Genomic DNA, 16,793 nt, shown 5'->3' with positions numbered 1-16,793 from the left:
AATTAAAACAAAATGGTATAATTCAACTTACTTCCAATGGCTACAACCATTTCTTTCTTGCCATCTACATCTCTGATTACTGGTTTGGCAGCGCCATCAGCCAGCTGGATGTAATAAGATTTGTCATCAACCAGGTATAAACCTTTCGATACTTCTTCGATGTTGGAAGCAGTAGCTAAAAGGAAATACAAATCTTTTGAAGCATTGTCGACAGTAATTTCTCTTATTAAGCCTTGTCCATTTTCCATCACTTTTACCGCATCGGCAACTGTGGTACCATAAATATTGTATTTAAATGTTGGTCTTTCTTGTTGATCCAATACATATCCTCTTGTGCGGAAACCTGTACCAGCAGTATCTGCAACCCATTTACCCTGTGCATTTGCCAGTTTTGAAATGGCTAAAACAGGTTTCCTGGTAAAGCGGGTAACACTACCCAATGCACGTGAAGTACCATTACCACGGCCATCCCACATTGGTGTTGCGTCTATAAAATCGCCGTGCCAACCTTGTAATAAGGTTCCGTTATCCAAATCGTAGCTATAAGCCGTTTTTTCTGGTCCGCCTACTGAAATAGCATGTACTGAACGTACACCTGGTAACACATCTACAAAGCTTCTGATCATGTTGTTGCTTGCTGCTTCGATATAAATCGGATCTGCACCACCTCTTTGGTCTGACTTAGGAATATCAGATAGCGCAGTGATTACAATGTTTTTAAAAGCCACGCTACCATGATCGCCTTGTAAACGCAATGGTCCGGTAGCTTTTTCAGCACCTGCAGCGCCACGGGTTGCACCAAACAATTCTACATTTTCGTGAATGGTTACCCCATTAAGCACTACACTAATTACTTTCGCATTTTCGGTTTTCTTTCCAGATGCATCGAATTTTGGTGCCTGGAAAACAATTTTAATGTGCTGCCATAAACCAGGTGCTTTACTTGCATTCTGACGTGGAGCTATACCACCAAAACCTTTTTCGGCTTCTGGCTTGCTGTCATCCCAACGTTGGTAAATACCTCCGTTGTTTGATGAGGTTGCGTTTCTCAATCCCCAGGCATCATCAATTTGGATTTCGTAATTACCCTGAAGATAAATACCAGAGTTTGCACCTTTGGAAGTTAAATAGTCAAGTTCTACTGCTACGTTACCATATTCGCTTACGGTAAACAAATCAGATCCGGCTTTTTTAGCTGTTGACTGATTAACCAGAATTCCTTCACCTTTGGTTGCTTTCAAAATATTTTCACCGTTTAAATCGGCTACAACATTTTCGGCTAGTGACCATGAATTTCCAGGGTTCCGGAAAGCAGAGAGATCTTTTAGTTCGATGCGCTGGCCGTATGCCAGCAAGGTTCCACAAAGCCAGAGCATGGCTGTGAAACTCGTCTTTGAGACGTTTCTTATCATATATTTGGTTTCATTTGTGCCGACCGTATTAGGGTCAAACTGTGTCTTAAAATTTCCATTGAGCAGGTGTTTACTACTCAATGGAAAGGTAAAATTAATTATTTTTCTGTTGATAATGAATAAGGGAAATCGGCTGGATTTGCCCCACGTGTTTTGTTTGGTGTAGCTGTCATGTTAAAGTTTAACACGGCACCTTGCTGCATACCACTATGGCTGATCCAGTTTTTTGAATACGGTTTACCATTGATCTGCAATGATTGCACATAACGGTTGTTATCGCTGTTTTCTGGCGCATTAATTACTAACTGTTTACCATTTTCTAAAGTAACGGTTACCTTTTTAAACAAAGGCGCACCCAAAACATACTGATCAACAGCTGGTGTTACCGGATAGAAACCCATTGCCGAAAACACATACCAGGCAGAAGTTTGTCCGTTATCTTCGTCTCCGCAATAACCATCAGGTGTTGCTTTGTACATTCTGTTCATGGTTTCGCGCACCCAATATTGTGTTTTATAAGGAGCACCGCCATAGTTGTACAGGTAGATCATGTGTTGGATAGGCTGGTTACCGTGTGCGTACTGACCCATGTTGGCAATCTGCATTTCGCGGATTTCGTGAATTACGCCACCATAAGCACTTTCGTCAAACACCGGAGGCATAGAGAAAACTGAATCCAGTTTGGTTACAAATTTCTGATGACCACCCATTAATTTCGCTAAACCGTCGATATCCTGAAAAACCGACCAGGTATAGTGCCAGCTGTTACCTTCGGTAAATGCCCCCCCCCACTTAAACGGGCTAAACGGGCTTTGGAAAGTTCCATCCTGGTTTTTACCACGCATTAAGCCTGAAGCCGGATCGAAAAGGTTTTTGTAGTTCAGAGCCCTTTTCTTGTAAATATCGATCTCTGATGCCGGTTTACCCAGTGCTCTTCCCAGCTGGTAAATGGTGAAATCATCGTACGAATACTCTAAAGTTTTAGCTGCATTTTCGTTCTTTTTAACATCAAAAGGTACATAGCCTAATTCGTTATAATATTTAACGCCATCGCGACCAACAGCTTCCATAGGGCCTTCGTTATTGGCACCATGTTTTACCGCCTGCCATAAGGTTTCAATATCGTAACCACGCATCCCTTTGATATAAGCATCAGAAACTACTGAAGCAGAGTTGTTACCCACCATGATGTTGGCATACCCCGGGCTGCTCCATTCAGGCAACCAACCACCTTCTTTATAGTCGTTAATTAACCCTTGCTGCATTTCCTTGTTAATTGAAGGATAAACGAGGTTTAAGAAAGGATATAAAGCCCTGAATGTATCCCAGAAACCTGTTCCGGCAAACATATACCCTGGTAACACCTGACCGTTATACGGGCTCCAGTGTACAATCTGGTTCTGTGCATCAATTTCGTACAATTTGTTCGGGAAGAACAAGGTGCGGTACATGGCCGAGTAAAAAGTACGCGTTTGATCGATGGTACCACCCTCAACAGCAATTTTGCTTAAAGTTTTGTTCCAGGTAGCACGGCCTTTTGCTTTTGTTGCTTCGAAAGCATCGTTAGCCAGCTCTCTTTTTAAGTTTAAATCGGCTTGCTCAAAACTAATAAATGAAGAAGCAACTTTTGCAATTACCTGCTCGCCTTTTTGAGTAGCAAAACCGATAACAGCACCTGCATGATCAACGGTAAGCTCTAAATCTTTATCGTTTAATTTTTTATCATCCCAGGTTTTGGCCAATTTAAAATCTTTGTTAAAATAGATTACAAAGTAGTTTTTGAAATTTTTAGGCAACGGGCCACGGGCATACTTGGAGGTATAACCGATAATTTTTCTTTCGGCCGAAATAATTTTAATGTAAGAACCTTTGTTCTGTGCATCAATTACCACAAAAGAACTATCGGTTTTAGGGAAAGTAAACCTGAACTGTGCCGCTCTTTCTGTTGGTGTAATTTCGGTGGTTACATCAGCATCAGCCAAATAAACGCTATAGTAGTAAGGTTTAGAAACCTCTGCTTTATGGCTGAACCAGCTTGCGCGGTCATCGTCAGTAAATTTTAATTTACCGGTAACGGGCATTAAAGAAAAAGCGCCGTAATCATTCATCCATGGCGACGGCTGGTGGGTTTGTTTAAAACCGCGGATTTTATCGGCATCGTAGGTATAGGCCCATCCATCGCCGCTTTTACCGGTTTGTGGAGTCCACATATTCATTCCCCATGGCAAACCAATTGCCGGGTAGGTATTTCCGTTTGATAATGCCGGCTTGGATGCTGTTCCCATCAGGGGATTTATCCAATCAACCGGATCTGTAACCTTACCTATGGTTTGTGCGAAGCTGGTTGTTGCCGCAAAACCCAATAAGGCAATAAATAGTCGTTTCATTTGTTTTGTCCGTGTTTTTTATATGCGTGTAATTATTATTTAAACTTGCGAATTTTTAACGTAATCAGCCCAAAGCGCATCTAAATCTTTTCCGGTTAATTTCGTCCAGATTTCTTTAGTATAGGTATGGTCTCTTAGTGAAGCATCAACCGCTTTAATGGTACCCGGTTTAATGCTTTTCTCCATCCAGGCAAAAAATGCTGCCGTAATGCGGTAGCTGTTTTTATAACTATGCTCTGGTTTTAAAGCTGGCAATGCCCATTTGGCTCCGGCATTATCAACGCCGAATTTGTAACGGGCATAATCGGCAATGCCTTCGGTTAACCAACCCGGCCCAACGCTACGGCCATAATCCTGTACAATGTGCATTACTTCGTGGGTAACTACATCAATATCTTCTGGGTGCTTCACCATCCACAGCGAACTGAAAGTTACTTTGCCATCAGCCGTTGCTGCAACGCCTTTGTATGCCGTATCGACAAAAAATTTCACTTCTTTAATGGTTGATGGGTTATACTCTTTTGCAAGTTTTGGATAAACTTCAAAAAATGTTTTAATTAAACGCTTTTTTAACTGTGGATCCAGTTCTGCAAAATTACTTTCGAACGATAAGGTGTAACCGCTCTTTTTGGTAGTTTCCTGTGCTTTTAACTGTGCAGAAAGCGCCGTAATCAGCATTGCACAAATCGAAATGGTGAATATTTTTTTCATTTATCTGAGATTTATGGCTTTGGTTAGCACGTTTGGTTCTGCAAAATAAATATAATATGTAAAACGTTTTACTAAATGATCAAAAATTTTACTTTACCAACGATTATTTTACTTCCCGCCCCCTAACCAGGCGTTATTATTTACTGCTATAAGTTAGCGTTACTTTTTGTGGTTCCTTACTGTAATCTTCCCAAAGCTGATCGACAGTTTTGCCGGTTAAAGCTGCCCACGATTGCTCGGTGTATTGGTGTGCCCTCAACTGCTGATCCAAGGTGGCAATTAATCCTGGTTTTACATTTTGCTCTAACCATGCGAAAAAACGTGCGGTAATGCGATAACTATTTTTGTAGCTCTGTTTATCGTTATATGCCGGTAAGCTCCATTTAGAACCTACATTATCTACCCCGTATTTATAGCGCACATAATCGGCAATGCCCTCGGTTAACCAAACCGGACCTGCACTGTAGCCATAGCCTTGTACAATGTGCATGGTTTCGTGTGTTACCACATCGATATCAGTAGGATGTGCTTTCATATAACCTGCACTGAAAAGAATCCGGTTTCCGCTGGCTTCTGCAACAGCCTTATATGCCGTATCGACTACAAAAAGTACATTGTTAGTAGATTTGTTATTAAAGGTTTTAACCAGTGTAGGGTAAATTTCGAAATAGGTTTTAATGAGTTTTTTTCTAACCACCGGATCTAAATTGGGGTCTTTACTGATTAAGGTTAAGGTATAGCCTTTATGTTTTTCTTTGCTGTAGGAAACCCAGTTTTTTGAAAGCGCAGTAAACAGCTCTTTTTCTATTTTCTTTTGCGATTTATTTTTAACCCATTCGCTGTTTACTTTTATTTCTCCAGCTCTGGCCTTAATTGTTGGTGTTTCGTCGGTTACAAAATCCAGCTCCACATTTCTTTTTGTACGGTATCCATCTGCCTGAGCAAAACCTGGATAAACCTGAAAAAAAGCAGCCTTTAATTTGGCATCTACATCGGCATTAGTAACACTATCTGCATCGTTAATGATAATTTTATATTCTCTTTGCCCACGGTTTTGAGCAAAAGCACCGGTACCTAAAAGCGAGGCTAAGGCAAGGATTAAAAATTTCTTTTTCATTTGGTTTGTTTGGGTGTATGATAAATATGAACGTGGGCTTAAAAAATCAAATAGCTAGGTAAACAACTTCGCTGGTATGGGTAGCGATGCATCAAAAAACGACACATTATTTTAAGATAAACCTAAAAAATATAGCTTTAAAATAAAACTAAAACGTTTAAGTAAGCAATAATAAGCATATTACTACGTAAGCAAAAATTAATTCAGACTTTTTGGGACAGAAATTTTCACTAAACGCACAGCCAAATGCCACAGCGGCAATTAGAAATAAAAATATTACAGAAAATTTTTCTCGCCGGCAGGATACAAAAGAGGCTGTTTCACCAATAACAAACTAGATTTGATGAAACAGCCTCTGTAGAAAAAGAGATAAGAACCAGTCTTAGGTAAGGCTTAAATCGCAACAACTTGCGGCACCGATAAGAGCTGCATGCTCTTTAAGTTCTGATATTTTTATTTCCGTTTCAATGCCATTACCTTTCAGTGTGGCAATCAGTTCGGGGGCAAAAGCATTAAATGATTGTGCAATATTACCACCAATAATAACGGTATCAATTTTATGTTCTTTTATAATCGGAATTAAGAACTGAGCCAGGTTATTACCAAATTCCATAAAAACCATGGTTGCATGGTGATCGGTTTCTACAATCTCGACAAGCTCCTTAACGCCGGCTACCACTTTTCCGCTAAGCTGGTTAAAACGTTTTACGAACCAGCGTGTAGATAAGTAATCTTCGGCAATTCCGTCTAAAAATTCGGAGTTCCAAAGGTCAGCATCGAAAGCTTTATAGTTGAGGCATAGCGATGAACCCAACCCTGTACCAAGCGTTAAGCCCAATACACTTGCATTTCCTTTGGCTGCGCCTGCAAAAACCTCGCCTTGCAAAAAGCCTGCCGCATCGTTTATAAAGTGAATATGATCAGTAGGGATATCCAATCTTTTGGAAAGTTCTTCTTTAACATTAATTTGATAAAGTGCTTTAAACTTATCCTGTTCTTTAATTAAAGAAATGCCTTCGCTGTAATTAAATGGGCCTGGCATGGCAATACCCACACTGCGAACGCCATTTTTAATGTTTTTAAAAGCCTTATCAATGATATCGCACCATGCTGATAAAATCACTTCTTTACTCTCCTGTGAATTCACAGGGCTACGCTTGATAGAATCTTTCACCAAAGTTCTTGTTTCTAAATCCACCAATGCGGCCGTAATATGCGAGCCGCCAATATCTACACCTAATGCAACAGGCTTTTCCATTCTATATTTATATTTCTGTTATTTACTCTTCCTACTTTTTAATAATTTGCAAAAGTAGTAATTCCTTATCTATTTGCTAAGCGAAAATGGCTTATCTTCAGCTAATAACCCTCTATTTAACGAAGGTTTAACATTCATTTCTAATTTTAGTACCCCTCCCTTTAACAAATCGCTGTGATTGATGAAGTTTTTGGTGAAGTTTTTACCATTAAGTGTTGCCGATTTAATGTAAACATGGCTGACATCGTTGGCCGGTGCTTCGATCACGAATTTTTTACCGTTTTCTAAATTAATGGTCGTTTTTTTAAATACCGGGCTTCCCAATACATATTCACCGGTACCGGGGGTTACACTGTAAAAGCCTAGCGCACTTAATACATACCACGACGAGGTTTGCCCCTGATCTTCATCTCCAGGGTAACCGTTTTCCGTGGCATCGTACAGTTTACGCATCACCTCGCGGGCATAAAATTGCGATTTCCAGGGTTGGTTGGCATAATTGTACAGGTAAACCATGTGTTGTATGGGTTGATTACCATGGGCATATTGTCCCATGTTGGCCATTACCATTTCGGTCATTTCGTGTATCAAGCCACCGTATGAGCCTACATTCACCTTATTGGGCTCGCTAAAAACTGAATCGAGTTTTGCGGTAAAGTTTTGGTATCCGCCCATTAAATCAATCAGGCCTTTGGTATCCTGAAAAACCGACCAGTGATAATGCCAGGCATTGCCTTCGGTAAAAGGTCCACCCCACTCTATCGGGTCGAAATTAGGCGACCATTTTCCACTCACATCTTTACCACGCATAAAACGTGTAGAAGCATCGTAAACATTTTTATAATTGTACATCGGTTTTTCAAAAACCTCCATGTAGTGCCTATCCCCGATCATTTTAGCCAAATGGTAGGCACAATAATCATCGTAGGCATACTCTAAAGTTTTAGCAGTTGCTTCTCTGTATTTTGGATAGGGCACATAACCCAGCTCGTTATATTCTTTTACGCCATCCCTGCCATTTGCCGGCCCCCAGGGACCTTTGTTCATGGCTTCGTGGTAATAGGCATCCAAAGCTTTCTTAGGGTCGAAGGTCCTGATTCCCTTTGACCAGGCATCGGTTAATAACGAAATGGCGTGGTTTCCGATCATACTTCCGGCTTCGCTCGGGAAAGACCATGACGGCAGCCAGCCGCATTGCTGATAAGCATCAAGCAGGGCTTGCATATAACGGCCATGCATTTCGGACTGAACCAATGTATTTAATGGAAATTGTGCCCTGAAAGTATCCCAAAAACCAGTATCGGTAAACATGTACCCATCATGTACTTTACCATCGTAAGGACTAAAATAATAAGGTTTACCTGCTTCGTTCAGTTCATAAAACTTTCTCGAAAATAAACTCGCCCTGAAGAAGCAAGAATAAAAGGTTTCCATATCGGTTTTCGATCCACCTTCTACTTCAATTTTGCCAAGCGATTTATTCCATACCGCAGCGGCATTTGCTTTGGTATCTTCCAGGTTTTTATCGTTGCCCAGTTCTCTTTTTAAATTCAGCTCGGCTTGTTTTAAACTGATATAAGATGAAGCAGTTTTAATCTGCACTTTTGCTCCGGCTTCGAACTGCACAAAGGCACCTTTACCCAGCCCCTCTGCAGCGGTAGAATCGGCAGAAACCGTGTTGTTTTTGTTTTCCCATGTTCCGTACGATTTAATGGGCTGATCGAACTGAATTACAAAATAGCTTTTCCAACCCCTTTTAAACCCTTCGCCGTTATTTACCCAACCGGTAATTTTATTTTCTTTTGGAAAAATCTGTACACCGCTTAACCGGTTGTAACCATCTAAAACCAGAAAACTTCTTTTACCTTTTGGATAGCTGAAACGCAGGTGCGCCCCACGCTCTGAAGGCGAAATTTCGGTAGTAATATCGTTTTCGAACTTTACCTTATAATAGTTCGGTTTGGCTATTTCGTTGTTATGACTAAATTTTGTCTCACGCTTGTTTTCATCAACTACCAGCTCATCAACCACTGGCATTAAAGAAAATACGGCATAATCTCTGGTCCATGAACTGCATTGGTGTGCCTGCTGAAAACCTCTTATTTTATCTTTAAAATACTGGTATTTCCAGCCATCGCCGTTTCTACCAGTTTGGGGTGTCCAGGTGTGCATGCCAAAGGGCAATGAGGTTGTGGGGTAGGTATTGCCACGGGTTAACTCGTGTTTGGAGTTGGTTCCCTGCAAGGTGTTTACGTACTGTACCCAATCTTTTTGCTGTGCCAATAACCCCTTGGCAGAAAGACAAAACAGAACGGATGCGATTAATTTAATTTTCATTGTTTATTTGTGTGTTTATCTTTTGCGCTTTTTGCAAGCCACATACCTTTAAAAACCAGCATGTACACTCCAGTTTTATACTGCAGGCCATGCTGGTTATAGCTTATTTAATTTCCCATTTATCGGCCAGCATTTTAATAAAATAGCCGCCAACTACGCTCCTCGCCTGGAAGCCCGTCATTTTGCCATTGGTGGTTTCGTGCCAATCGCTTAATGGTACTTTACTTTGGGTTTCGGTTGCAAAACGATATATCGGGCTTATAAATTTTCTGAAATCTGTGTCTTTATCAGCCAAAGTAGCAGTCCACATAATCCAATCCGATTTGGTGTAAGTCCTGCGACTATCGAGAGGCAAGCCAAAATCTTTTTGTTTGGTTAAATAGAAATTGATTTCTTTTTTGTAAACCTCTTTAGGGAACAGATCCAGTTTTAACAGTTTATCCCATACCAGATTATATTTCTGGCTCCAGGTATTTTTATCGTTAAAGGTTAAGGCATAATGATCGCCATCATCGGCCATTTTCATCCAGTTTTGAGCCATTTGCAAAGCTGCCGTTCTGTATTTCGTCGCTATATCGGTTTTACCCAGTTGTTGTGCCATTTGTGCGTAACCTCCCAGGGCTACAATTGCCTTTACTGATAAGTTTGCATTGCGGGCCAAATGACCGGCAAAATCATCGGTACAAAGCTGGTTTGCAGGGTCAAATCCTTCTCTCAATAAATAGTTCGCCCATACCGACATTACCTCCCAGTGTTTTTCGGCATATTTTGCATTGCCCTCGGCCTTGGTAATGGCTGCGGTTAAAATAATCATGTTACCTGCTTCTTCCACAGGCATATCTTCGCCATAGGTTTGCCCGTTGGCCAACGGATAAGTACCCAAATCGTGTGCAGGGAAAGGTTTTTTCCACTTACCACTTTCAGAGTAATAGAAAATACCGTTTAGCATCCCTTTTAGTAATTCGGGGTTATATACCAAAAATTGCGGCGCTGAAGGGTAAGTAACATCTACTGTATTGATAGAGCCATTACTGAAATTTTCTTTGGATAGGAAAAGGATATCACCATTTGGTGCATAAACAATTTTGTGGGCAGCAATGGCCTGCCGATAAGCCAATTTACACATATCGGCGTATTCTACCCCTCCGGCCTTTTTGGCATCGGCGTATAATTTAGCATCAAATGCAGCACATTCAGATTTTAAGGCAGAATATTGTGCAGCGGCTTCGGCAAGTTGATCTTCAAAATTCTGACCACCAGTTTGTCGCCAAACGGGTGATAGTTTTTCGCCAAAGTATTCTACAGATTTTAAATCATCGTAGCCCAGCATTACATATTTTTCTACCAGGGCAGAAGAAACAGTACCAAAAGGTATCACATTACTCAGACTTAAATTTTTGGTATTTAACACCTGCTTTTGTGCAGGGTACTTTGTCGAAAGAAAAGCTTTCAGACTTTCGTTTGGTGTACCGATAAACTGAGTGGCTTTAAATTTTGTAGGAACGGCAACATACAGGTAACCCCAATCGATACGCAGGTCATCGCCACGTTTTTTCAATATGGGCTGTTCCACGGTACCTGTTTTTAATACCGATAAATTGTTGCTGGTATTTTTCCATGCAGAAACGGGTTGGATAGGATTATTTACGGCAATGTTGGATGAAGCACTGAAGTAAACATCAACCTGGTGTGTTTTGCCATCAGTAGCGTTTACTGCATAGCTGATATAACTAATCGGGCGAGCGGTTAGTTTAATATCATTAGCCAATAAAGGCGAGGTAAAATCGACCTTTAACTTTACCGGACCACAGCTAAAAGTATATTGTGTGCTGGTGGCCTGAATGTTTACATGGGTTTGCGTAGCTACATCTGTTTTAATATCTGATGCCTCTTCCTCTACAATACCGGCATCTAAATGACGACCACCTGCTGTATTTTTAACGTAGATGGCCAATACATTTTTGCCTTTCTGCAGCGTGCTATTCTCAATTGGGAGGTAGGCGTAATCTGAAACCCAACCATTTTTTCTGTAAATAACCTTACCATTTAGATAAACGATTACATTGTCATCGTGATTAAGCTTTAAATATTTTTTTGTAGCAGAAACATTGGTTATATCGAAAGTTCTGCGGAAGTAAAGATCGTTAGTTGTCCATTTTGTTTTGGCTCGCTCGTCATCGCCAAAAGGTGCTTCTGCTTTTTTCCAGTCAGTATCTTTGTAAGTGTTGCTTTCCCAACCCTCCTGAGGTTTTTCAAAGCTATAACTTGCCTGATATTTCGATTCATCAGCAGCCGGAAGTATGGTTTTGAAAGTTTTGCTTTCCTCGCCTAAAAAGCGATATAATTTACCATCCACTTTTATAATGCCCAATAACGACTGCTCTTTGCCGGTCCAATGTTTGGTAACAGAGTTGGTAAGGCCTTCGCCAAAAGACCAGATACTGAAATAAGCATCGTGGGTAATTAAGGGATAGGCCGGGGCTTTGTCTTGCGCTCTCGTAATTAAGCTAAAAAAAAGACAAAGTGCTAGTAAGGAAAGTTTTCTCATAAATTAATATTTGGTTTCATTGCAGTTGATAAAACGTTTTACCAGTTTATTCACCAAATATCTTATATCAAGCCTAAATAGCTAATGTAGATAATGCTGGTTAAATGTCGTTTTTACAGTTAAAAATGATTAAACAAAGTAAAACGTTTTACTAAATCAATATTAGTAAAAAATAATACACTTTTCGCCGCTTCGATTGGTAACATATAGGTTACATATCACTAATATAAAAGCGGCTAGCATAATAAAATAAAAAAGAAGCCGCAGCATAATTATCTTATACTGCGGCTTTCTTCTATACCTAAGCTATTTATTAATTATAGCCTGGATTTTGGGCTAAGTTTTCATTAAGTGTACGCTGAACCTGAGGAATTGGATACAAATTCCTGAATGCAGCAGAAGGGGTATGATCCCACCAGCTTTCGGTAGTAAATTTACCAAATCTAATAAGGTCATTTCTTCTAAAACCTTCAAAAATAAACTCCCTGCCTCTTTCAGATAGGAGCTCATTTAAGGTTAACGTTCCTGGTGTGTAAGCCCTTGTCGCCCAATTTGCATCAGTAAAAGCTCTTTTTTTACAATCATTGATTAATTGTACAGCTTCTGCAGTGGCTACTCCCCCATTTTTACGCATTATTGCTTCTGCCTTGGCAAAATATACCCAGGTTAAACGGTAAATATTCCAATCTGTATTGTTGTAGTTTTGATCAATGGGTACAGCTACTCCATTTACAATGCCTGCAACCTGATTGCCTAATTTGTATTTATTGAAACGGACACCGCTGTTTTCTTCACCTTCACTCATATTGGATACGGTAGATCCAGTTTTATTTTTGCGGATGTTATCTACAAAAACAATCTGTTGACCATCATATTCGTTTCCTCCTCTGGCAAGCGCCGGTTGACCATTGTCAAATCTAACCATTGGCCCCTCTAAGAGCCAGGTTCTCTTTCTTAAATCTTCATCCTCGTATTTTGTAAAATTTCCGGGCACTACAACAATCCCATCGTTACCATTTCTGGCACCACCATAAATTTGATCTTGCTGAAAGTGAAAGAATTCACCTGTCCACGAGGGTTGAAAAGAAGCTTTTGCAAACTCATAAGCGATTGAAAAAATCACTTCTTTGGATAAATCGTTAGTAGACTTGAATGGATCAGTGATGTTTGGATCTAACTGCATAGTCCCGTTCTGCGCACCACCATCACCTGCAATCAGTTTATTTGCTGCAGCAATACAATCGTCCCATCTTGCTGTACCTGTCCAAATTTCAGCATTCAGATAGAGCTCTACCAACATTGCATACGCACCAGCCTGACTCATCCTGCCAATCATGTTCCTAGATAATTTTGGTGCTTTATCGATATTTTCTTTGATTTCTTTTTCGACAAAAGCAAAAACCTGTGCACGAGGCAATGTTGCTGGCTTAGCCGGAACACCTACTTGGGTAACTACAGGAATGTTTCCAAAAAGATCCATTAATTTTAAATAATGGAAAGCCCGGAATAGTTTTAACTCAGCAATGTAGGCATCTTTTTCTGCTTGTGTAATACCCATTTCTGCTATACTTTTCTTTTCTAAGTTTTCGATTGGAGAATTACATAAACCCATTCCCCAATACATCAACACCCAAGCGTTGTTCAATGGCCCATCATCGCTTAACCACGTATGGTAATGTAGTCTTTTCCATTTACCACCATCTTCGCCGTGACGGCCTTTAGTTGGCCAGGCCAATTGATCTCCTGACAGTTCAGCTGGTCTCCACCATCCGTCCTGACCTGATGGCGTAACCCAAGCATTAGCGTGCGTATATGGTCTTAACACAGCAGATAAAACCTCATTTTTATTGTTGTAGAAATTATCTGCAATCAGTTGATCATAAATCGGTTGATCTAGTTTAGAGCAGCTATTTAGGAGCAATGTTGGTGCTGCCACAAGCACTGCTAATATTATTTTTTTATATCTTTTCATTACTTAAAAATTAAAATCCGAAATTAACGCCAAATAAGAATTGTCTTGTTGCTGGGTAAGGGCTTCTGGTATCGATACCTAAGCTTCTGCCGTTGATTTCTTGCCCTAAACCTGTATCTTGAATATAGTCTGGGTCATTCCCTGTGTAACCAGTGATGGTCACCAGATTTTGTCCAGTCAAGTTCAATCTTAGTGTTCTCACATATTTAGTTTTAAGTTTAAAGGTATAGCCAAGTGTTACTTCATCAAGTTTAAGGAAACTACCACTCTCTAAGTAATAATCAGTATACATATAAGTGTCTTTCAGATCGGCATATTTGGTGAAAGCACTATTTAAAAGATTTGTAGAGGCACCATTTTTATTGCCATAAGAAATGGCCATTGTATTGAGCACATCAAAATCAAGCTTACTTCTCAAGAATACTCTTAAATCAAATCCTTTGTAGGTAAAGTTGTTTGTTAAGGATAAATAGTACTTTGGAACTGCGTTCCCGATTACAGCAAGGTCAGTTTGGTCTCTGAATACTGAGGTGTTAATTTGAGCATTAGTCACGACTTCATTATTTCTATTGAAGAAAGTCCATTTGCCATCAGGGCTGAAGCCAGCGAAGCGTTTTCCCCAAAATTCGCCAACTTTTCTACCTTCGTAGGTTCTAAATGCATCTCCCAGCGCTCCGAAACCACCAATCGAGCCAAAAGTTCGCATGTCTCTGCGATATTCACTATTTGAGTAAGTGTCCAGGATATTTTCTGTCGTACTACCTGCAAAATCTACGCTCCAACTGAAATCTTTATTTTTAATAGCCGCGTAGCTTAAAGAAACCTCAATACCTTTAGCTGAAATTGATCCAACGTTTGTCGTAATTGATGATGTTACAAAAGGAGGTTGTGGAGAAGTATATGTATCTATGAGGTCTTTCGTTTTTCGTTTATATACATCTATCGAACCAGTTAATTTATTATTTAGGATAGTAAAGTCTATACCAATATTAGTTTCTTGCTTGGTTTCCCACCTCAAATCAGGATTAGGGTTTTTATTTGGACCATAAGTTTGCAGGTACTCGCCTGTTGGGAAAAGATAGATCCCTCCACCGTTTAAGGTTACCAGAGCAGCATCATTTCCCATACCCGAATTACCTGTTTCCCCATACCCTACTCTTAGCTTCAAATTGTTCACCCAGCTTACATTCTTCATGAATTCTTCCTGGGTGATATTCCAGCCTCCGGAAATAGCAGGGAAGTTAGCCCATTTGTTGTTTGCTCCAAACTTAGAAGAACCTTCTCTTCTGAAGATAGCTTGAGCAAAGTATTTATCATTCAAGGAATAGTTTAATCTTGCAAAAACAGCAATCAATGTATTCTCATTTTTAAAGCTTCCTATCCCAATTGTAGTAACCTTTACTGGCACACTTCCCAGGTTGTTATCTTCAAACAAATCATTCACATAGCCGCGGTTATTAGCGTTAAAACCCTCGTTGGTTTCGCGACGGAAACTGTAACCACCAATTCCAGAGAGTTTGTGTTTCCCGAAAGTCTTAGTATACTCAATAGTAGGTTCGAAGTTGATATTTTGGTTTAATTCGGTAGTTTTTGCAGCATATCCACCATTAGGTGCATCTCCATTCTCAACAGAGTTCTGGCTAGCTCTATCACGATATTCACTCCAAATTCTATTGTTTCTTTGAGCTGCAAAGAATGCACTTAACTTTAAATCTTTGATCACCTCTAAATCCAACTTACCATCCACGGAAGTAGTCTGTTGCTGTAAACCATAGCGTTCTTGCTCCAACCTAGCCAGTTCGTTGGTAATTGTACGAGTAAATTGATAAGAACCATCCGGATTGAAATAAGATTCGGTCGGGTTCTTTGTCAACACGTTCTCCCAACCGCCACCACCCAATAGGTTGGCATTATTAAAATTGGTAGAAACATTGAATTGTGCCTGAAGCTTATCTTGCAGACCTTTTTGTGTTAAGCTTGCCCGGATACCATATTCTTTTCGTCCGTTTTCTTTAGCCAAACCTTGAAGCTCTCTGTAATTCGCACTTACTCTATAGCTAGAATTATCACCACCTCCGGATACTGCTAAATTGTGGTTGTTTGATATATTATTTTTATTGATTAGATCCTGGAAGTAATCATAATCGCCCCCTTTATCAACTACTTTGTACTCACCACTTGCAATACGCGTTCTCCATTCAGTAGCATTCATAAAGTCAGGTCTTTTGACAAGGGTTTCTGTTCTAACATAGGCATTGTAATCAAAACGAGCAGGTCCTTTTTTGCCTTTTTTCGTTGTTACGATGATTACCCCTGCATTTGCTCTTGTTCCGTAAATTGCGGCACCCGATCCATCTTTTAAAACACTAAACGACTCAATATCGTCTTGCTGTAAAAGATCAAGGTTACCTCCTGGAATTCCATCAATAATGATTAAGGGGATTGCAGTACCAGATACAGAGGTAACTCCCCTCAATTGAATACCTACTCCACTGTTCGGATTAGAACTATTTCTAGAGATTTGTAAACCTGCAACCTTTCCTACCAATAAATCCAACGGGTTTCTCGACCCGCTTTGTCTGAATTTAGTAGAATCTACTTTAGTGATAGCCGAGGTAATCTCTTTTTCTCTTAATGTACCATAACCTACCACTACAACATCATCCAGCTTGGTATCAGCAGATACCACTAATTTGATGTTTAATGTGGTTTGATTTGCTATTGTAATGTTTTGCGTGATATAGCCTACATAGCTGATCCTGATTACATCACCTACATTTGCTTCTATGTTAAACTTCCCGCTTACATCGGTTACAGCACCTTTACCGGAAGTTACATTCTTAATACCAACCCCTGGTACTGGTAGATTGTTTTCATCGAGAATTGTTCCTGAGACGATCTTTCTTACCAGAGCATGTTTCAACAGCTTGCTCTCGCCCGATCGTCCTCCTGTAACTCCTAATTTTGCGTTCATTGAAAACGCAGGACTGTTTAGCAACACAATGGCAGCGGACAGCCCCGTAATTTTGAGTAAATTAATTTTCATTAACG

General features: G+C 40.1%; 9 protein-coding genes. All 9 read right to left on the bottom strand.

The window, feature by feature from the left end; genetic code table 11:
* Window positions 1-2 precede the first annotated feature (2 nt).
* The 9 genes from DBR40_RS00460 to DBR40_RS00420 all read right to left on the bottom strand — a co-directional run bounded on the left by DBR40_RS00460 (window position 3) and on the right by DBR40_RS00420 (window position 16,788).
* Window positions 3-1,412 (bottom strand): DUF1080 domain-containing protein, encoded by a 1,410-nt coding sequence (locus DBR40_RS00460; RefSeq protein ID WP_124557845.1) that lies wholly within the window; start codon window positions 1,410-1,412, stop codon window positions 3-5.
* A gap of 98 nt (window positions 1,413-1,510) precedes the next feature.
* On the bottom strand, window positions 1,511-3,799 hold the full coding sequence (locus tag DBR40_RS00455; protein ID WP_124557844.1) for a GH92 family glycosyl hydrolase: 2,289 nt from the start codon (window positions 3,797-3,799) through the stop codon (window positions 1,511-1,513).
* Window positions 3,800-3,838: 39 nt separating this feature from the next.
* Window positions 3,839-4,510, bottom strand: coding sequence for a basic secretory protein-like protein (locus DBR40_RS00450; protein ID WP_124557843.1), 672 nt, complete (start codon window positions 4,508-4,510; stop codon window positions 3,839-3,841).
* Between the two features lie 136 nt (window positions 4,511-4,646).
* Window positions 4,647-5,627 carry a basic secretory protein-like protein gene (locus tag DBR40_RS00445; RefSeq protein WP_124557842.1) on the bottom strand — a complete coding sequence of 327 codons (981 nt, stop codon included), beginning with the start codon at window positions 5,625-5,627 and terminating at the stop codon, window positions 4,647-4,649.
* Window positions 5,628-6,009: 382 nt separating this feature from the next.
* A complete protein-coding gene (locus DBR40_RS00440; RefSeq protein ID WP_124557841.1) occupies window positions 6,010-6,885 on the bottom strand; it encodes an ROK family protein in 876 nt (291 codons plus the stop codon).
* Between the two features lie 69 nt (window positions 6,886-6,954).
* Window positions 6,955-9,222, bottom strand: coding sequence for a GH92 family glycosyl hydrolase (locus DBR40_RS00435; protein WP_124557840.1), 2,268 nt, complete (start codon window positions 9,220-9,222; stop codon window positions 6,955-6,957).
* Window positions 9,223-9,325: 103 nt separating this feature from the next.
* Window positions 9,326-11,770 (bottom strand): glutaminase family protein, encoded by a 2,445-nt coding sequence (locus DBR40_RS00430; protein WP_124557839.1) that lies wholly within the window; start codon window positions 11,768-11,770, stop codon window positions 9,326-9,328.
* A 313-nt stretch (window positions 11,771-12,083) separates the two neighbouring features.
* Window positions 12,084-13,742, bottom strand: coding sequence for a RagB/SusD family nutrient uptake outer membrane protein (locus tag DBR40_RS00425; RefSeq protein WP_124557838.1), 1,659 nt, complete (start codon window positions 13,740-13,742; stop codon window positions 12,084-12,086).
* Window positions 13,743-13,752: 10 nt separating this feature from the next.
* Window positions 13,753-16,788 carry a SusC/RagA family TonB-linked outer membrane protein gene (locus DBR40_RS00420; protein WP_124557837.1) on the bottom strand — a complete coding sequence of 1,012 codons (3,036 nt, stop codon included), beginning with the start codon at window positions 16,786-16,788 and terminating at the stop codon, window positions 13,753-13,755.
* Window positions 16,789-16,793 lie beyond the last annotated feature (5 nt).

It is taken from the genome of Pedobacter sp. KBW01 (assembly GCF_003852395.1).
GTDB lineage: Bacteria > Bacteroidota > Bacteroidia > Sphingobacteriales > Sphingobacteriaceae > Pedobacter.
The sequence above is the reverse complement of the archived record's forward strand: the minus strand, read 5'-3'. Positions and strand labels throughout refer to the sequence as shown.